The 17834-nt window shown below is 67.6% G+C and carries 19 protein-coding genes; 4 read left to right on the top strand and 15 right to left on the bottom strand.

What is annotated here, in order from left to right:
* Positions 1–24 precede the first annotated feature (24 nt).
* Complete coding sequence (locus tag OG947_RS13460) at positions 25–285, bottom strand: hypothetical protein (protein WP_027506312.1); 261 nt, start codon at positions 283–285, stop codon at positions 25–27.
* Positions 286–389: 104 nt separating this feature from the next.
* Here OG947_RS13460 and OG947_RS13455 point away from each other — a divergent pair, with 104 nt between their 5' ends.
* The gene (locus OG947_RS13455; RefSeq protein ID WP_155957055.1) at positions 390–1217 is read left to right on the top strand and encodes a class I SAM-dependent methyltransferase; all 828 of its coding nucleotides are present in this window, start codon (positions 390–392) and stop codon (positions 1215–1217) included.
* Here the strand turns inward: OG947_RS13455 and OG947_RS13450 are convergent.
* From OG947_RS13450 to aceA, 11 genes are all read right to left on the bottom strand, one after another.
* The gene (locus OG947_RS13450; protein WP_051613463.1) at positions 1190–1771 is read right to left on the bottom strand and encodes a hypothetical protein; all 582 of its coding nucleotides are present in this window, start codon (positions 1769–1771) and stop codon (positions 1190–1192) included. The two genes, OG947_RS13455 and OG947_RS13450, sit on opposite strands and share 28 nt — an antisense overlap.
* A gap of 40 nt (positions 1772–1811) precedes the next feature.
* Positions 1812–2762, bottom strand: coding sequence for an MlaD family protein (locus OG947_RS13445; protein WP_037186130.1), 951 nt, complete (start codon positions 2760–2762; stop codon positions 1812–1814).
* Positions 2759–3796, bottom strand: a complete 1038-nt coding sequence (locus OG947_RS13440) for an MlaD family protein (protein WP_328812064.1) — start codon at positions 3794–3796, stop codon at positions 2759–2761. The genes OG947_RS13445 and OG947_RS13440 overlap by 4 nt, the downstream gene beginning before the upstream one ends.
* On the bottom strand, positions 3793–4857 hold the full coding sequence (locus tag OG947_RS13435; protein WP_328812063.1) for an MCE family protein: 1065 nt from the start codon (positions 4855–4857) through the stop codon (positions 3793–3795). The genes OG947_RS13440 and OG947_RS13435 overlap by 4 nt, the downstream gene beginning before the upstream one ends.
* 1 nt (position 4858) lies before the next feature.
* Positions 4859–5839 carry an MlaD family protein gene (locus OG947_RS13430; RefSeq protein WP_156380447.1) on the bottom strand — a complete coding sequence of 327 codons (981 nt, stop codon included), beginning with the start codon at positions 5837–5839 and terminating at the stop codon, positions 4859–4861.
* Positions 5836–6861, bottom strand: coding sequence for an MlaD family protein (locus tag OG947_RS13425; protein WP_308123810.1), 1026 nt, complete (start codon positions 6859–6861; stop codon positions 5836–5838). The genes OG947_RS13430 and OG947_RS13425 overlap by 4 nt, the downstream gene beginning before the upstream one ends.
* The gene (locus OG947_RS13420) at positions 6858–7904 is read right to left on the bottom strand and encodes an MlaD family protein (protein WP_056441520.1); all 1047 of its coding nucleotides are present in this window, start codon (positions 7902–7904) and stop codon (positions 6858–6860) included. The genes OG947_RS13425 and OG947_RS13420 overlap by 4 nt, the downstream gene beginning before the upstream one ends.
* A gap of 6 nt (positions 7905–7910) precedes the next feature.
* Positions 7911–8780, bottom strand: a complete 870-nt coding sequence (locus OG947_RS13415; RefSeq protein WP_056441517.1) for an MlaE family ABC transporter permease — start codon at positions 8778–8780, stop codon at positions 7911–7913.
* 4 nt (positions 8781–8784) lie between these two features.
* On the bottom strand, positions 8785–9588 hold the full coding sequence (locus tag OG947_RS13410; RefSeq protein ID WP_328812062.1) for an MlaE family ABC transporter permease: 804 nt from the start codon (positions 9586–9588) through the stop codon (positions 8785–8787).
* A 131-nt stretch (positions 9589–9719) separates the two neighbouring features.
* Positions 9720–10604, bottom strand: coding sequence for a 3-hydroxybutyryl-CoA dehydrogenase (locus OG947_RS13405; RefSeq protein ID WP_328812061.1), 885 nt, complete (start codon positions 10602–10604; stop codon positions 9720–9722).
* 153 nt (positions 10605–10757) lie between these two features.
* Positions 10758–12047, bottom strand: coding sequence for an isocitrate lyase (aceA, locus tag OG947_RS13400; RefSeq protein WP_027506305.1), 1290 nt, complete (start codon positions 12045–12047; stop codon positions 10758–10760).
* 417 nt (positions 12048–12464) lie between these two features.
* Here aceA and OG947_RS13395 point away from each other — a divergent pair, with 417 nt between their 5' ends.
* Together OG947_RS13395 and ramB are read left to right on the top strand one after the other, a co-directional pair.
* A complete protein-coding gene (locus tag OG947_RS13395) occupies positions 12465–13571 on the top strand; it encodes a GNAT family N-acetyltransferase (protein WP_328812060.1) in 1107 nt (368 codons plus the stop codon).
* A gap of 9 nt (positions 13572–13580) precedes the next feature.
* On the top strand, positions 13581–14993 hold the full coding sequence (ramB, locus tag OG947_RS13390) for an acetate metabolism transcriptional regulator RamB (RefSeq protein ID WP_328812059.1): 1413 nt from the start codon (positions 13581–13583) through the stop codon (positions 14991–14993).
* A gap of 1 nt (position 14994) precedes the next feature.
* On the opposite strand, the gene OG947_RS13385 is transcribed toward ramB, so the two are convergent.
* A complete protein-coding gene (locus OG947_RS13385) occupies positions 14995–15489 on the bottom strand; it encodes a DUF2029 domain-containing protein (RefSeq protein ID WP_328812058.1) in 495 nt (164 codons plus the stop codon).
* Positions 15489–15719 (bottom strand): helix-turn-helix transcriptional regulator, encoded by a 231-nt coding sequence (locus OG947_RS13380; protein WP_222638049.1) that lies wholly within the window; start codon positions 15717–15719, stop codon positions 15489–15491. The genes OG947_RS13385 and OG947_RS13380 overlap by 1 nt, the downstream gene beginning before the upstream one ends.
* A 92-nt stretch (positions 15720–15811) precedes the next feature.
* Here OG947_RS13380 and OG947_RS13375 point away from each other — a divergent pair, with 92 nt between their 5' ends.
* A complete protein-coding gene (locus tag OG947_RS13375; RefSeq protein WP_027506301.1) occupies positions 15812–16348 on the top strand; it encodes a carboxymuconolactone decarboxylase family protein in 537 nt (178 codons plus the stop codon).
* 59 nt (positions 16349–16407) lie between these two features.
* Here OG947_RS13375 and lpdA read toward each other — a convergent pair whose 3' ends face one another.
* The gene (lpdA, locus tag OG947_RS13370) at positions 16408–17811 is read right to left on the bottom strand and encodes a dihydrolipoyl dehydrogenase (protein WP_328812055.1); all 1404 of its coding nucleotides are present in this window, start codon (positions 17809–17811) and stop codon (positions 16408–16410) included.
* Positions 17812–17834 lie beyond the last annotated feature (23 nt).

Raw genomic sequence — 17834 nt, 5'->3', positions numbered from 1 at the left:
GTCCGGTTCGTCCCCGGCGACGGATCAGCGAGCGGTGGCCATCCGGTACCCGAGGAAGCCGAGGTACCCCGCGAGCGCGACGAGACCGACCTTGCGCGTGGCCGGGACGGCGATGGCAGTGCCGATCACGAGCTCCGACGCACCGTTGCGGTAGGTCCACGTACGAGTGTCCTTCGGGAACGCCGGCTCGGTGATCGAGCGGAAGGCGTCGGGCGCCACGAAGTGCGCGGCACCTGTTGCAGCGAGACCGATTCCAGCGATGGTGGGCACCGTGATCGAAGCCATGACGTGACGTCCTCCCCTGTACGCGAACGGGTCCGACCGGACCCCGTCGGTCACAGTAGCAACGTCCGCACCGCCGTGGGCGTGGTCGCGCTAGCGTGGTCGGTATGGCCGAGACACCCGCGGTACGGCGGACCCGAGAACTGCTCCGAACGGGTGTCGACGCGTCGTCGCCGATGCGCGGAGTGCTCGACGTCCGGGTGACGGACTCCACAGCGCGAGAGGCGTCCCCCGCCTCCGCATCGTCCGTCGCCGGGCGCCTGATGACCTTCTCCCCCCTCGCGGCCGTTTACGAACGCGCGTGGCGGCCTCTGTTCCGCCTGTGGATGGGCGCCGGCGGGCCCTCCGTGGAGGAACAGCGGGCCTACGCGGTGCGTGACCTCGGTCTCGTGTCCCCCGACGTGTCGGTCGTCCTGGACGTCGCGTGCGGACCCGGCAACTTCTCGCGATCGCTGGCCGAGGCCATGCTCACCGGAGCGCACGGTCGGCCTCTCGTCATCGGCCTGGACGCGTCGGAGCCGATGATCGCCCGCGCGTCGGCGGACACCGACGACGACGAGCACGTCGCCTACCTGCTCGGGGACGCGCGAGAGATCCCGTTCGAGGACGACGCCGTGGACGCGGTGTGCTGCTACGCCGCGCTGTACCTGGTGCCGGAGCCGTACCGGGTCCTCGACGAGATGATCCGGGTGCTGCGACCGGGCGGCCGCATCGCGCTCATGACGACGGTGCGGCGCGGCCCACAGCCGGTCGGGGCGGTCACCGCCGCGGCAGCGAGCACCGTGGGACTGGAGATGTTCCGACGCGACGACATCACCGACGTCCTGCGGGAACGCGGGGTCGAGCATGTGGAGCAGCGCATCCACGGCGCAGCCCAGTTCGTCACCGGGCGGCTGAGCCGCAGCGATCAGGACGTGCCGGTGTCGGCTCCGTAGTCCGAGACCAACCACTCGTCGCCGGTGTGCTCGACGGTCACCGTCAGAAGCGTCGGCACGGCACCGGGTTCGGGCTGCTGCAGGTTCTGCGTGGTCTGGGTCGCGAAGACCGACACCGTGTAGGTGTCGCCCTCCTGCGCCGTGACCGTCGCTGCGTTCACCCGACCCGACGCCACCACCTGCGAGTCGGTCATGATCTGCGTGAGCACCTCGCGCACACCGTCGAAGCGCTCACGCAGAGCGTCGGTGGTGCCCTCCTCTACGCCCCCGAAGAAGCCGTCGATGTCCGTGTGGTCGTAGGTCAACGACCGCTCCGTGTACGCCCGCGCCGTGTTCTCGGCGGTGGCGCGGTCGGCATCGGCTCCGCGTTCCGCGGCCAGGGCCGAGTGGGCGGACTGCCACTGCACTCCTGCCACCACGGCAGCGACGGTCGCGAGCACGGCGACCACGGTGGCGACGATCGCCACGAGGCGCGTCCGGGACGACACCGCGGGCACCGCCGTGTCCGGCGCCGCGTCGTCCTCGGTCGAGGTGGTGTCGAGTTCTGTTGTCATGATGGCCTTCTAGTCGTCCGTCTGATGCAGGAGGGGTACGTCAGTTGCCGGGCAGGGTCACGGCCACCCGAGCCGGTCCGCCGCGCGGGAAGACCTGCTCGAGCATCGTCACCAGGGCGCCGGCATCGACCCGGAGCGGGCGGATCGGCTGTGTGACCGGGCGCAGCACGGTGGCGATGAAGCCGAGGTCCGGCGACAACTGACTCAGGTACTCGTCGATCTTGGGCACCAACCGGGCCAGTTCGCCGTCCCACACGGTCTCGCCGACGTACGAGTAGTCCTGGTACGAACCGATCAGGTGGTCGAGACCTGCTCCGGAGGCGTTCAGTTCGGGAACCGCGTCCGCGAGCCGCGGGCCCAGCGCATCGGCGTACGCGTTCTCGCCGAGCACCTGCAGGTTGCGATACAGCCGCCGGATCTCGTCCTTCTTGTCGGCCAACGTGAGGGACAGCAGCCGCAACACCTCGACGACGTTGTCGATGTCCGACTCCCGGCCACGCGTGGCGGTGTCGACCGTGTCGACGATGCCGCCCAGCGCATCGGTGTCGATCTCGCGCGTGAGTGCCTCGGCGACCGCGAGGGTGTCGCTGACGCTGGGAGCGACCGAGACGTCCGCCGCGTCCACCACGTCCCCGTCCGCCAGGTACGGCCCGGAGTCCGAGTGCGGACGGAAGTCGAGGAACTGTTCGCCCGCCGCGGAGAGATTCGAGACCCGCACCTCGGTGTCGACCGGAATCTTCTGCGCGGCATCCACTCTGACGACGGCACGGAGTCCACCGCCCTCGACGTCGATCCGCTCGACCCTGCCGATGGCGAATCCTCGCAAGGTCACCTGAGAGGTGTCGATCAGGCCGCCGGAAGTCGTGAGCGGCACGGTGATCTCGGCGTGGTCGCGTCGCGGATCGATGTCCAGGACGTTCAACGACAGGTATCCGACACCCAGCACGGCGACCGCCGCGAGCGCCGTGGCGGACAGGATCGAACCCCTCATCGCACGAATCCGATCGATCGCAGAACCTGAATCATCTCGTCGGCTTGATCGACGGGTGCTTCTCCCGCGGGCGTGTCACCCGAGACGGAGGCGATGCGGACGTTCGGCGACGACGTGAAGAACGGCACCAGCTTCTCGCGCAGCAGGGCGTCCATGCGGGACGCCAGCATCGGCGCCGTCAGATCGGCCGTGGCGAGAGTGCGGATCATGGGTTGCAGAGTGGCGATCACGTCGTGCAGATCTCCCGCCACCGGGTTGATCACGGCACCGATGTTCCGCGACATGTACCCCAGATCGATCAGGGCGTCGACCACGACCAACAGGGCGTCCGCGAGTCCCGCGACACGTTCCGGACCACTCGTTAGGATGGTGTCGAGCGTGTCCGTCTTCTCGGCGAACGACCGGGTCACCGCCTCGGCGCCGCCCAGGATGCGGTCGAGCTCCGTCGTGTTGGTCGCCAGGTCTCGCAACGCCTCTCGGGCCTTGTCGTTGATGAGGTCGACCGTCGCCGGATCCGGCGGGATCGCCCGGTTGAACCGATCGATGGACCGCTGGAAGTCGACGATGTGCCCGCCGGCCACCACCTCGGAGAGCCCGCGCAGCACGTCTTCGACGTTGTCCGCCGGCGTCGTCCGCTCGAGCGGGATGACGTCGCCGTCCTGCAGGGTGGCACCCGAGGTGTCGGATCCGTCCTCCGGACGCTGCAACGCGACGTAGATCTCGCCCAGGATCGTGCCCTGGCGCAGTTCCGCTCGCGTGAGCGCCGGCAGTGCGACGGTGCGATCGACGTTCACGGCGGCGACGGCGGTCGAACCAGTGAGGGTGACCGACTCCAGGAGCCCGACGTCCACACCGTCGAGGACCACCTTGGCCCGCGCCGGCAGATTCAGCACACTCGAGAACTCGATGTCGACCCGGTAGGTCGGGCCCGGAACGTAACTGCCCGGCACGGGCAGGTCGGCGATCGAGGCACCACAGCCCGACGCCGTCACGGCCGCGGCCGCCACGGTCAGCGCCGCCAGGAGCCGCTTCACCGGGACCCTGCCGATCCGAGCACGAGCGGGACCAGATCGACGTTCACGGTGGACCCACCCGCGACGGGCACTGCGAACTGCGGAGGTGCGAACGTCAGCCGGGCGGCCTGCGTGTCCGGATCCTGGAGGGAGGCGAGCTGTTCCGTCTGCTTCGGCACCCGCGACAGGATGCTCGCGATGTCGCCGACTCTGCTGACGATGATCGCCACGATCGGGACGACGACGTCGAGCACGCGGTAGAGCGTGGGTGCGAACTTCGGCAGCGTCTTCTCGAGGACGGGCAGGAACTCGACCGTCAGGTCGATCGCCTGGGCGAACCGCTCCGAGAAGTCGCCCGCGGCCCCGAGCCCCTGCTTCAGGTTCTCGATCAGCAGGGTGATGTCCGGCCACCGGTCCACCAGGGTCGCCGTCAGCGTGTCGACGCTGTCGACCATGCGGCGCACCTGGGTGTCCTTGTTCGCCGGATTGCCGACCAGATCGGAGACCTGGGACAGCGCGGTCCCGAGTTGCTCCCCGCTGCCGTCGAGTGCGGTGTCGAGCGAGCGCAGGGTGTCGCCGAGAATCTCCTCGTCCGGCGGCCGCGGGTTGTCCGGATCGGTCGTCGACGTCGTTCCGAGAAGCTCCGCGCCGAGCTTGTTCACCGCCTCGAGGGTGTCGCTGATCCCGATGGGGGTGCGGGTGCGCTCCAGCGGGATGCACTCGTCGCGATCGAGGGGCACGCCGTCGCGATACGGCGTGGTCAGTTCGAGCCGGCGATCGGTGACGATGGAGTCCGACATCGTCACCGCACCCACGTCGGCCGGCAGCGTGAGCGAGTCCTCGACGGACATCGTGACCCGGACGTGGTCGCCGCGAGGATCGATGCCGGTCACCTCGCCCACGGGGATGCCGAGGAGCGTGACGTCGTTCCCCTCGTAGAGACCGACCGAATCGGTCATCTCGGCGCACAGATCCGAGCGCGGGGTCCCGACGAGTTGGGCTGCGGACGACGCCGCGGTCCCGGCGCCGACCAGGACGACGGCGGCGACGGCCACTGCCACCACCTTGCTGCGAGCGGCCACGTCAGCACACCTTTCCGGGAACCGGGACACACAGCGTCGATCCGGTGACGACGGCGGCACTGCGGTCGATGACGGGCCCGGCGCCGGTGTCGAGAAGGCCGGCCATGGACTCGGAGAACTCGCGGCCCGCGGAGATCGCGTCGTCGATGGACCCCGTGCGCTCCTTCAGCGAGGCCACGAGATTCTCGACCTCGTCGATCGTGGGGCCGAGCCCCTCGTCGAGCGCCATGATCGGTCGGTGCAGGAGCGAGAACAGCCGGTAGAGCTTGTCGGCGGCCGCGGCGACGTCGGCGCGCTTCGCGCCCAGCTTGGAAGTGATGATGCCGATCTGCTTCAGCAGCCCCAGCAGGATCTCGCGATCGGTCGCCAGTTCGCCGATGTACTCGTCGGCCACGTCGAGGCTCCGGTCGAGATCGTCCTGGCGATCGGCGATCGCACCGGTCATGGACGTCAGGGTCGTGGTGATGTCGCGGATCGACTCCGGCTGAGCCTGCACGGCCCGATCGATCTCGGCGATGTTCTGCCGCAACGACGTTCCGTCCAGATCTCGGAGGATCGGCGTCGCCGCCTCGACCGTGTCGGACAGCGAGAACGGCACGCGGGTGTGCTCGAGCGGGATCTCCCCGTCCTGCAGCTCTCCGGTACCGCCGGGAGTCAGCGAGAAGTAGTGGCCCCCCACCGGCGTCAGCAGGCGCACCCCGAGCGACGTCGCGTCGCCCAGTTCGACGTTCTCGTCCACCTCGAAGGCCACCTGGACGTGGTCGCCGTCCAGCTTCATCGACGTCACCGATCCCACCGAGATACCGGCGATGCGGACGTCGTCCCCGGCGTGCGCTCCGCCGGTCGTCTCGAATGCCGCTGTGTACGTGCGATGCCCGATGGGAAGCGAGTACACGACGACGGCGGCCACCACGGCGACGACGAGCGCGAGCACACCCACGATTCCCCAGACGGTCTGGCTTCCCTGACGCACGGAGCTCATCGGCAGACCACCAGGCGCTGGGTTCCGAGCACGACCGAGCCGATGCCGGGAATCTCGGTGTCGCCGGCCGAGCACGCGGAGACCTGCCCCTCGGGGGCGTTGCGCACCGTCTGGTCGACACCGCGCAGCAGACTGGGCACCATCGCGAGCAGGTCCACCAGTTGCTGAGCTCCCGGCACGAGCCGCTTGAACGCCGAATCCACCGGGCCGTACTCGGAGTCGTAGGTGTCGCGCAACTGCTCCCCGATCGAGATGAACGGTCCCTGACCGGAATTGATGTCGTCGACGGACGAGAGCAGGGTGTCGGCCCTGTCGGCGAACGTCGACACCACGCGGTCGAGTTCGGCGAACAGTCGACCCAGTTGCTCCGAGCGCTCGGCCACCACACCGGAGATGGCGCCCAGGTTGCGGATGAGGAGCACGATGAGGTCCTCGCGCTGCGAGGCATAGGTGGTCAGCCCGTCCAGGTCGCGCAGGACCGGCCCGAGGCCCGACCCATCGCCCTGCACGAGATCGAGCACGTTCTGCGCGAACCGGTTCACCTGGTCGGTGTCGATGGTCTCGAAGATGGGCTGGAACCCGTCGAAGAGCGTCGTGATGTCGAACGACGGCACGGTCATGTCGTCCGCCAGCGAGGACCCCGGTGCCAACTCCGATCCCGAGTCGTCGGTGCTGATGAGCTCGAGATACCGCTGACCCAACAGGTTCTGGTAGCGCACAGCAGCTTTCGTGGTCGTGAGCACCGGCCGGTCGGAGTCGACCTCGAAGGACACCCTGGCCCGGTTCCCGTCGAGTTCGATGTCGTTCACCGACCCCACGAGCACGCCCGAGAGGCGGACGTCGTCACCGGCGTAGAGACCGGAGACGTCGTCGAAACGCGCGTCGAACGTCGACCGGTCGTCGCCGCCGCCGTTGCGCAGCGCGCCGCCCACGAGGACGAGACACAACACGGCCACGAGCGCGAACGCACCGAGCTTCACCAGGGTCGCCACCGGCGTCCCCACCACCGACGAGCGCGTCACAGCACACCGCCCAGACGCGCCGCGAAGGCTTCCGCCGGACCGGCCATGGCGGGCATGTTCTTCACGATCACCTGAAGTTGCAGCTGGGTCCGGCCGTCGACGTTCGGGAAAGCGTCCTCGACGCCGGAGATCACGTCGGGCACACGCTGGTATGCCGGCGCGAGCGTTCCCGCCGAGAGCGCCACCGGCAGCAACACGTCCAGCAAGGTGTCGAGCAGCGGGCGGAGGTACGGACCGTTGTCGCGCAACAGATCTCCCAGTGGGATCGAGAGGCCGGATCCGAGTCCGGACATGGCCTTGATCGCCCGCGCACTGTTCTCCGGATTCTCGAAGTACTCACTGCTGGTGACGACCTGGTCGATCACGTCGGTGACCGGTCCGATGGAGGCGCCCAGCCCGTCCGCCAACTCACCACCGCGGTGCAGCTTCCAGGCGAGCGGCGCACGCTGGGTCTCGGCCATCATCTGCGCGGTGTCGAAGAAGGGCTTCAGGCTGTCGCCGAACTCCGACGACACGCGGGACGCCAGGTCGAGCACCCGCTCGGTGTTGTCCGCGTCCAGCACGTCGGTCAGATCGGCGAGTCGGCGGAAGACGCCGGTGACCGTCGCCGTCTCGGTGTCGTCGCCCAGCGCCAGGACGGTGTCCTCGCGCAGCGGGGATCCCTCTCCCTCCGAGTACAATTCGATGACCGTTGCTCCGAAGACCGTCGCGGAGGAGAACCGCGCGGTGACGTCGTCGGTCAGGACCGAGGCGACGGCCGGCTCGATGTGGGCGTGCACTCGCTGCGATCCGAACCCGAGCGGCTCGATCTCGTCGACACGGCCTATGGGGAGTCCGCGGTACTTGATGTCCGACCCGACCGCGAGGCCGTCACCGACGGCGGTGCTGTCGATCGTGAGATCGAAACGGGACTCGAAGTCACCGGTGGCGTACTTGCCGAGCACCACACCGAGGACCACGAGCACGACGGCCACCACGAGGCCACGTACCCGGAGCGAGCGAGGGCCCGCGGATCTGCGGGACAGATCGTCGAAGACTGCCATGGTCCCCTACCCCGAGATCCTGATGCCGACGTCGACTCCCCAGATGACCACGGTGAGGATCATGTCGAGGACGACGATGACGATGAGCGACGCGCGGATCGCGCGGCCCGACGCACGGCCGACACCCTCGGGTCCGCCCGTCGCGTAGTAGCCCTGGTAGCCGTGGATCATGATGACGGCGCCGACGAAGATGGTGGCCTTGAGCAGCGAGTACAGCAGATCCGACGGCTGCAGGAACGCCGAGAAGTAGTGGTCGTACGTCCCCGACGACTGATCGCCGAACGCGGCGACGATGAACGCACACGAGACGTAGCTCAGGATCAGCGTGAGCAGGTACAGCGGGATGATCGTGACCACGCCGGCGATGACGCGCGTGGTGACGACGAACGGGATCGAGCGGATTCCCACCACCTCGAGCGCGTCGATCTCCTCGGAGATGCGCATCGCACCGATCTCCGCCGTCATGCGGCATCCCGCCTGGGAGGCGAACCCGATCGCGGCGATCATCGGGGCGAGTTCCCGCGTGCTGGCGTAGGCCGAGATGAAGCCCGTGAGAGGACCCATGCCGACGAGATTCAGGGCGTTGTAACCCTCGATCCCGATGGACGACCCCACGGCCACGCCGAGGATGACCAGCACCGAGACGGTACCGCCGCCGACCACGAGATTACCGCTGCCCCAAGTGATGTCGGTGAGCACGATCATGGTCTGGCGCCGGTAGGCACGCAGGGTGTGCGGGATCGCGACGAGCACCTGCCACACGAAGGTGAGCTGATGCCCGAGGTGCTCGACCAGCCCGAGCGGTACGCGGGCGATGCGCTTGCCGCCGCGGACGAGCGGCGCGGTGCCGGGCGGGGTGTAGCGAGCGACGGTCATGGCGTCACCCGAGCCGCTGCGGAAGGAACATCGACACCAACTGGGTGGCGAGGACGTTGACGATGAAGGCCGACAGCACACCGACGACGACCGAGGCGTTCACCGCGTTCGCGACACCGCGAGGGCCCGACGTGGCCTCGAACCCGCGCTGGCACGCGACGAGAACCACGATGATGCCGAAGATCTCGGCCTTCACCATCGCGACGACCAGATCGGTGGTCGAGGCGAAGGACGCGAAGGAGGACAGGTAGCTGCCCGGCGTACCGCCCTGGAACCCGACGTTGACGATGTACCCGGACACCAGACCCATGAAGATGACCAGCGAGCACAGCAGCGGTGCGACGACGAGCATGGCGGCGAGCCGGGGGGTCGCGAGCCGACGCACCGGGTCGATGCCCATGACGCGCATCGCGTCGATCTCCTCGCGCACCGTGCGGGCACCGAGATCGGCCGCGATCGCGGATCCTGCTGCGCCGCCCAGCAACAGCGCGGTCACGATGGGCGCTCCCTGGCGGATGACTCCGAGGCCGCCCGCGGCGCCCGCGATGGACGTGGCACCGATCTGGTTGGTCAGGCTGCCCACCTGGACCGAGACGATGACACCGAACGGCACCGAGACGAGCACGGCGGGAAGCACGGTGACCGTGACCATGAACCACGCCTGGTCGAGGAACTCGCGCCAGGCGAAGCGCAAGCCGACCAGGTCCCGCACCAGGTGACCGAACGCAGCGACCACGAGGTCGGCGAAACGACCCAGCGTGCGGGTGCCCGTGGTGACGCGGGAGACGAGCGGCATGCTGCGCGCCATGTCGATCCCCCCGTACGTCTCGAGTCAGTCGGACGCAGGTGGTGCGCCGCGCTGAAAACTAGCGCGGCAGAACGGGGATCGAGTCGGTTTCTCGGGAGTTCAGTGACGCCTGACAAACATCGGGCCCCGGACTAGGTCGCGATGCGACCGTTGACGTACTCGTAGAACCCGGCACTGGTCTTCTTGCCCAGCAGGCCGGCCTCGACCATGCGGAGCAGGAGAGGCGGCGGCGCGTACAGCGGTTCCTTGTACTCGGCGTACATCGAGTCGGCGATCGACTTCACGGTGTCGAGCCCGATGAGGTCCGACAGTGCGAGCGGGCCCATGGGATGCGCGAGGCCCAGCACCGTGGCCTTGTCGATGTCGTCGCGCGTGGCGAAGCCCGACTCGACCATGCGGACCGCCGAGAGGAGGTACGGCACCAGCAGAGCGTTGACGACGAAGCCGGACCTGTCCGCCGCGCGGACGACCTGCTTGCCGAGGACGTCCGCCGCGAAACGTTCCGCGCGTGCCAGGACGGCATCGGACGTCTTCAGCGACGAGATGAGTTCCACGAGAGGAAGAACCGGCACCGGGTTGAAGAAGTGCATGCCGATGACCCGCTCGGGACGGGTCGTGGCCACGCCGAGCTTCATGATCGGGATCGACGAGGTGTTGGAGGCGAGCACCGCGTCGGGATCCGTGACCACCCTGTCGAGCTCGACGAAGAGAGCCGTCTTGATCCCCTCGTCCTCGAGCACGGCCTCGACGACGATCTCGCGATCGGCGAAGTCGGACAGCTCGGACGTGAAGGTCAACCGTGCGGCGGCCTGCTCACGTTCGCGCTCGGTGATCTTGCCGCTGCTGACGCCGCGGTCGAGCGACTTCAGGATGCGCGCCTTGCCCGCGGCAGCCAGTTCCCGTGTCTGCTCGAACACGATCACGTCGACGTGGGCGCGTGCGCACACCTCGGCGATTCCGGCCCCCATCTGTCCGGCGCCGACGATCCCGACACGTTCGATCTTCTCGCTGCTCACGTTTCTCCTTCACGATGCACGACTCCCCGCGCGGAGGCGAGGCGAGGGTGACTCTGCTGGGGCACGGGCGAAGCCGGGCCGATACGAGACAGGCGGCCCGCAACGAATGTCGCGAGCCGCCTGACTAGTGCGCTGAAACCTCGGAGTGGCGGATCAGTGGAACTGGCCCTCTTCGGTGGAGCCCTTCAGGGCTGCGGTCGACGTGTTGGGGTCGACGGTGGTGGCGATGCGGTCGAAGTAGCCGGCGCCGACCTCACGCTGGTGCTTGATGGCGGTGAAGCCCCGCTCCTCGGCTGCCTTGAACTCGCGCTCCTGCAGGTCGACGAACGCCGTCATGCCCTCGCGGGCGTAGCCGTGCGCCAGATCGAACATGCCGTAGTTGAGCGAGTGGAAGCCGGCGAGGGTGATGAACTGGAACTTGAAGCCCATCGCGCCGAGCTCCTTCTGGAACTTCGCGATGGTCGCGTCGTCCAGGTGCGCCTTCCAGTTGAAGGAGGGCGAGCAGTTGTAGGCGAGCAGCTGGTCGGGGAACTCGCTGCGGACCGACTCGGAGAACTTCTTGGCGACCTCGAGATCCGGCACGCCGGTCTCCATCCAGATGAGGTCGGCGTACGGGGCGTAGGCCTTCGCACGGGCGATGCAGGGCTCGATGCCGTTCTTCACGCCGAAGAAGCCCTCGGCGGTGCGGGTTCCGTCCAGGAACTCCTGGTCGCGCTCGTCGACGTCCGAGGTGATCAGCGTGGCTGCCTCGGCGTCGGTGCGGGCGATGATGACGGACGGCACGTCGGCCACGTCCGACGCGAGACGCGCGGAGGTCAGGGTGCGGATGTGCTGCTGGGTGGGGATGAGCACCTTGCCACCGAGGTGGCCGCACTTCTTCTCCGAGGCGAGCTGGTCCTCCCAGTGCACGCCTGCGGCGCCGGCCGCGATCATGGCCTTCTGCAGCTCGTAGGCGTTGAGCGCGCCACCGAAGCCGGCCTCGGCGTCCGCGACGACGGGCGCGAGCCAGTTCTTCACGGACGAGTCACCCTCGACCTTGGCGATCTCGTCGGCGCGCAGAAGAGCGTTGTTGATGCGACGCACGACGCTCGGAACCGAGTTGGCCGGGTAGAGGCTCTGGTCCGGGTAGGTGTGGCCGGAGAGGTTGGCATCACCGGCGACCTGCCAGCCGGAGAGGTAGATGGCCTGGAGGCCGGCGCGCACCTGCTGCACGGCCTGGTTGCCGGTGAGGGCGCCCAGCGAGTTGATGTAGTCCTCGTTGTTCACGAGATCCCAGAGGATCTCCGAGCCGCGACGCGCGAGCGTGGCTTCCTCCACGACGCTGCCCTGCAGGTCGGACACCTGCTGTGCGGTGAAGTTGCGGGTGACGCCCTTCCAGCGGGGATTGGTGTCCCAGTCCTTCTGGATCTCTTCCGTGGTCTTCGGTGTGCCGGTGGTCGACATCGACAAGCTCCGTCTCTGTTCGTGTGCCCGGGGCGGTGCACGTGACCGGCCCGGGGCATCTTCGCCTGGTGACAGTCTTCGCAAACTTGCCAGGCATTTCTGACGTACTCGTCGAGAATGGCACAGCCGAAAACCGCTGTCTACGTGCTGCGACTGTAAACCGCGGCTACCTTTTTCGCAGCATCTGCAAATTTTGCGAAGATCCACGAGCGTGGCGATGGCAGAACCTACTCACCAGTAGGACAAAATAGCAGTACAGGCGTACTTTTTCGCGCACGGCCGCTGGAATGCAGCTCGACACTTTCCGTCCGTCGCCTGCACACCCGTGGGTCGCAGCTGTGACCACGATCACCCTTACGCACTGCGCGTTCGACAGCGCCCCGGTGATCCGTCCGCGATCTGCGTACCGTCGATGACGTGACCGCCACCGGATCGGACTCCCAGAAACTCAGCGTTCGATTCCACGGCGCCCCTCGATCGGGCGCCGTCTGCACCGACCGACTGTGGGAACAGTGGCTGGATCTCGCCGACCGCGTCGGTCGGCACGTCGCCGCGCGGCCCGAGTACTCCATCGGGTCCCTGCGACTGCGACGGACGCGACGACCGCTGATCGTCACGGTGCACCGTGGCGGACGCCTGGTCGCTCTGGCACCGTTCGTCGTGCGCCGCTACGGCCTCCTGCGCATCGCGCGCGTCATGGGCGACGACTTGGGCATGGTCAGCGAGATCCTGGCCGAAGACGACGCGGCCGTCTCGGCACTGTGGTCCGCAGTGGCCGGTCGACGCATCGGTGTCCATCTCGACGAGATGGACGAGCGAGACCCGGCCCTGCGGCACGTCGTCGACAGCCCTCGCTGGCGGGCATCCGTGAACCCCGGCCGACCGGTCATGGTGATCGACGTGCCGCAGACGGGACCAGGTGCCGTCGGTCTGCGCAGCCGTGGATCCCGTCGACGACTGCGATCGACCCGCCGCGACTTCGACGAGGCCGGCACCCCGCTGAGCATCGACATCCTGTCCACGGCCGACCAACTCGACGCGAACTGGGACGAGATGGCGAGGCTGTCCGCGGCCGGTGTGTCGGGACAGGACCGCACCGACTATCTCGCTCCGCCACTCGGTGACCTGGTGCGATCGGTTCTGCGCCGCGAGGCGAAGGCAGGGCGACTCGCCGTCGCCACCCTCGCCGTCGGTCGTACCGCGGCGGCTCAGCTCTTCCTGGTCCGGTCGAAGAACACCTTCGAGGGGTGGCTCACGCACTACGACCCGGAGTTCGCCGACGCCCAACCCGGCCATCAGATGATGGAGTCCCTCGTCGACCATGCCCGCGAGATCGGAGTGGACCGGATCGACCTCGGTGTCGGCACCAACGGCTTCAAGGAGGCCTGGACCACGGGCGAGTACCGCGCCGTCACGGTCACCGCCCTGCCCACCTCGGTGCCCGGGGCGGCGCTCCTCGTTCCCGTGCTGCGCCGACTCGAGTCGTTCTCACTCGGAGGGCTTGTCGCACGGGTGCGGCGGTAGCTTGCAGTCATGGCCAAGACCTTCGTGGGCAGTCGTCTCCGCCAGTTGCGGACCGAGCGCGGACTCAGCCAGGTGGCTCTGGCCGATCGACTCGACATCTCGGCCAGCTACCTGAACCAGATCGAGCACGACGTCCGGCCGCTGTCGTCAGCGGTGTTGACGCGCATCACCACGGTCTTCGGCGTCGACACCACGTTCTTCGCGTCGCAGGACGACACGCGTCTCGTCGCCGAACTGCGCGAGGTCACCCTCGATCAGGACGTCCAGGTCGACGCGGACATCGACGAACTCGCCGATTTCGTGGCGGCGCACCCTGCGATGGCACGCGCGATGGTGAACATGCATCGCCGGTACCGCAACACCACCGCCCAACTCGCGGCGGCGACCGAGGACCGCTTCGCCGACGGCAGCGGCAGCGGATCCATCTCGAAACCGCACGAGGAGGTCCGCGACTACTTCTACCAACGCCAGAACTACCTCGACGCACTCGATCGTGCGGCCGAGGACCTGGCGAACCGATTGCGCTTCCACCGGGCGGACGTCGCGGCCGAGATAGCCAAACGGCTCCGCAATCTGTACGACGTCCAGGTCGTCGAGCGCATCGACCTGGGCGAGAACGTCCTGCACCGCTTCGACGCGCGGACCCGTGTTCTCGAGATCTCCCCGCGACTGTCGGCCGGCCAGAAGGTGTTCCGCTTCGCGGCCGAACTCGCGTACCTGGAGAACGGCGACCTGATCCGCAGCATGGTCGAGGACGGGGGCTTCACCGGCGCGGAGTCGCGGGCACTCGCACGACTCGGCTTCGCCAACTACTTCGCCGCGGCGACCGTGCTTCCGTACGCGCGCTTCCACGAGGTGGCGGAGGATTTCCGGTACGACATCGAACGACTCTCCGCCTACTACGCGGTGAGTTACGAGACCATCTGTCACCGGCTCTCGACGCTGCAGCGGCCGTCGCTTCGCGGGGTCCCGTTCTCGTTCGTCCGGGTCGACCGTGCCGGCAACATGTCCAAACGCCAGTCGGCCACCGGGTTCCACTTCTCGTCGAGCGGCGGCACGTGCCCGCTGTGGAACGTGTACGAGACGTTCGCCTACCCGGGCAAGATCATGACCCAGATCGCCGAGATGCCCGACGGTCGGCGCTACCTGTGGATCGCGCGCACGGTGGAGCGGCGAGCGGCGCGCTACGGCGAACCCGGCAAGACCTTCGCCATCGGTCTGGGATGCGAAGTGCGTCACGGAAATCGGTTGGTCTACGCCGACGGCCTGGAGTTGGACGGATCCTCCGTGGCGACGCCGATCGGCGCCGGATGCCGCGTGTGCGAGCGTGCCCACTGCCCGCAGCGTGCGTTCCCGCCGCTGGGCAAGGAACTCGACATCGACGAACATCGAAGCTCGGTGTCGCCGTACACCATTCGTTGACTCAGTCCTCTTCGGTCTCGAACTGCTGCTTGCGACGGCGGCTGCGCCGGATCATCAGCGCCACCGCTCCGCCGCCGACGATCCCCCCGACCACCAGGCCCGCCCACGTGTCGGCTCCCGCGCGGCTCGGCAGGTACCTGTCGGGAGCGAGCGTCACGCCGATGCCGACCAATGCGACGAGCATCAACGCGGCAGTCACGTTGGCGCGCGCCGTGAACCACCTCGACTCCGCGAACAGGTCGACGTTCTTCGACTTGGCGTACCCGATGGTCGCGTAGTTCACGACCGCACCGAAGACGATGATGCCCAACGAGATCCACGCACCTGTCGGCCCGGCAGCCCACGGGAGGACGGCGGCGGCGATCAGCCCGCCGAAGATGTGCAATTGCAGACCCACGGCGGCAGACTCGTTCCACACGTCCCTCTGACGCTCGTCGTCATAGAACTCGCTGTCCAGATCGCCGACGAAACGCATCGTCGCGGTGAAGGTACTCATCAGGATTCCTCCTCGTAGTCGAGCCGATCATCGGGGGTGAGCGGGAAGAGATCCTCGACCGTCGAGTCGAGCGCTCCCGCCAGCTTCAGGGCCAGGTACACGCTGGGCGAATAGTCGCCACCCTCGACCGAGACGATCGACTGCCGGCTCACTCCGCACGCCCGCCCCAGTTCCGCCTGGGTCAGGCGCGACGACTTACGGAACTCCCGCACCCGGTTCGTCACGACCATGATCCGAGTCAACTCCACTTGTCATTACGTGTCAAGAGTTCTTGACATCAGATCACCGAGCGGGGGACGACTCGGGTGTTAGCCTCAGCGACGTGACAGGACACCGCACCCCTCCGGCCACCCTCCGCTCGCTGCGTCCCGTCAACTGGGGCATCGCCCGACTGGCCGGCGCGGTCACCCGCACCGGCGACATGCACCTGTTCTCCACTCTGGGACAGACGGGCGGCCTGTTCCGCGCCTGGCTGTTCTACAGCGGCCGCCTGATGCCGTTCGGTGGGTTGCCCCGCAAGGACACCGAGACGGTGATCCTGCGGGTCGCCGCACTCCGCGACTGCCGGTACGAACAGGACCATCACCTCCGTCTGGGCGCGCGCGCCGGCATCGACGACGCCCTCGCCGACGCCATCGCCGCCGGTCCCGACGCTCCGGGTCTCGACAGTCGGACCGCCCTGATCCTGCGGGCGGTGGATGAGCTGGTGTCGACCCGCGATCTGTCCGACGCCACGTGGACCGAGCTGACGACCGTCTGGTCGTCCCGATCGCTCATCGAGTTCGTGCTGCTGGTGACCCAGTACGACGGACTCGCCACCACGATCACGACACTGCGCATCCCCCGCGACTACCAGTAGCTGCACAGACGAGAACACCCCGGTCGCTCGTGAGCGGCCGGGGTGTTCTCGTCGGAAGATCAGAAGTTGATCATGTGCCCTGCGAGGCCGTGGATGGCCTCCTGCAGTGCCTCGGACAGCGTCGGGTGCGTGTGCACGTTGCGCGCGAGTTCGGTGGCCGTCAGGTCCCACTTCTGCGCGAGCGTCAGCTCCGGGAGGAGCTCCGAGACGTCGGGTCCGATGAGGTGCCCGCCGAGCAGCTCGCCGTGCTTCGTGTCGGCGATGAGCTTGACGAAGCCGGTGGGATCGCCGAGTCCGTGTGCCTTGCCGTTCGCCGTCATGGGGAACGTCGCGACCTTGATGTCGTGGCCGGCGTCCTTGGCCTGCTGCTCGGTGAGACCGAAGCTGGCCACCTGGGGCTGGCAGAAGGTCGCGCGCGGCATGAAGCGGTAGTCGTCGATGGGAAGCGTCTCGGCGCCGCCGATGGTCTCGGCCGCCACGACACCCTGTGCCTCGGCGACGTGGGCGAGCTGCAGCTTCGCCGTCACGTCACCGATCGCGTAGATGTGCGGCACGTTGGTGCGCATGACCGAGTCGATGGCGATGGCCCCGCGATCGGTGACCTCGACGCCCGTCTTGTCGAGCCCGAATCCCTCGACACGAGGAGCGAATCCGACGGACTGCATGACCTTGTCGACGGTGACCGTCTCGGTCTCGCCGCTCTTGTTGTTCTTGATCACGACGGTGACCTTGCTGCCGTCGTCGTCGATGCTCTGCACCGCGGCGCCGGTCATGATCTTCACGCCGAGCTTCTTGTACTGCTTGGCGATCTCCTTGGAGACGTCCTCGTCCTCGTTCGGGAGCGCGCGATCGAGGAACTCGACGATGGTGACGTCGACGCCGTAATTCTTCAGGACGTACCCGAACTCCATGCCGATGGCGCCCGCGCCGACGATGAGGATGGAGCCCGGGAGCTCCTTCGTCATGATCTGCTCCTCGTACGTCACGACGTTCTCGCTCAGCGACGTTCCGGGCAGCAGCTTCGTGGTGCTGCCGGTGGAGATGATCGCGTTGTCGAAGGTGACGGTCTCGCTGCCACCCTTCGTCAACTCCACCTCGATGGTGTTGGCGTCGGTGAACGACCCCTTGCCGTCGAGCTGGTCGATCTTGTTCTTCTTCATCAGGAAGTGGATGCCCTTGACGCGACCTTCCGCGACCTTGCGGCTGCGATCGTAGGCAGCGCCGAAGTCGAACGACACGTCACCGGAGATGCCGAACTGCTTGGCTTCCTTGGTGAACAGGTGCGCCAGTTCGGCGTTGCGCAGCAGAGCCTTGGACGGGATGCAGCCCACGTTGAGGCAGACACCGCCCCAGTACTTCTGCTCGATGATGGCGGTTTTCAGGCCCAGCTGCGCCGCGCGGATGGCTGCGACGTACCCACCGGGTCCGGCTCCGAGAACGACGACGTCATAGTGTGAGGTCACGGTTGTCCACCTTAGTCCCGTCG

Source organism: Rhodococcus sp. NBC_00297 (assembly GCF_036173065.1).
Lineage (GTDB): Bacteria > Actinomycetota > Actinomycetes > Mycobacteriales > Mycobacteriaceae > Rhodococcoides.
The sequence above is the reverse complement of the archived record's forward strand: the minus strand, read 5'-3'. Positions and strand labels throughout refer to the sequence as shown.

Bases quoted from the DNA above. Each gene is read 5' to 3' on its own strand.
- OG947_RS13460 (WP_027506312.1), bottom strand. From the start codon at position 285: ATGGCTTCGATCACGGTGCCCACCATCGCTGGAATCGGTCTCGCTGCA.
- OG947_RS13455 (WP_155957055.1), top strand. From the start codon at position 390: ATGGCCGAGACACCCGCGGTACGGCGGACCCGAGAACTGCTCCGAACG.
- OG947_RS13450 (WP_051613463.1), bottom strand. From the start codon at position 1,771: ATGACAACAGAACTCGACACCACCTCGACCGAGGACGACGCGGCGCCG.
- OG947_RS13445 (WP_037186130.1), bottom strand. From the start codon at position 2,762: ATGAGGGGTTCGATCCTGTCCGCCACGGCGCTCGCGGCGGTCGCCGTG.
- OG947_RS13430 (WP_156380447.1), bottom strand. From the start codon at position 5,839: ATGAGCTCCGTGCGTCAGGGAAGCCAGACCGTCTGGGGAATCGTGGGT.
- OG947_RS13420 (WP_056441520.1), bottom strand. From the start codon at position 7,904: ATGGCAGTCTTCGACGATCTGTCCCGCAGATCCGCGGGCCCTCGCTCG.
- OG947_RS13415 (WP_056441517.1), bottom strand. From the start codon at position 8,780: ATGACCGTCGCTCGCTACACCCCGCCCGGCACCGCGCCGCTCGTCCGC.
- OG947_RS13410 (WP_328812062.1), bottom strand. From the start codon at position 9,588: ATGGCGCGCAGCATGCCGCTCGTCTCCCGCGTCACCACGGGCACCCGC.
- aceA (WP_027506305.1), bottom strand. From the start codon at position 12,047: ATGTCGACCACCGGCACACCGAAGACCACGGAAGAGATCCAGAAGGAC.
- ramB (WP_328812059.1), top strand. From the start codon at position 13,581: ATGGCCAAGACCTTCGTGGGCAGTCGTCTCCGCCAGTTGCGGACCGAG.
- OG947_RS13385 (WP_328812058.1), bottom strand. From the start codon at position 15,489: ATGAGTACCTTCACCGCGACGATGCGTTTCGTCGGCGATCTGGACAGC.
- OG947_RS13380 (WP_222638049.1), bottom strand. From the start codon at position 15,719: ATGGTCGTGACGAACCGGGTGCGGGAGTTCCGTAAGTCGTCGCGCCTG.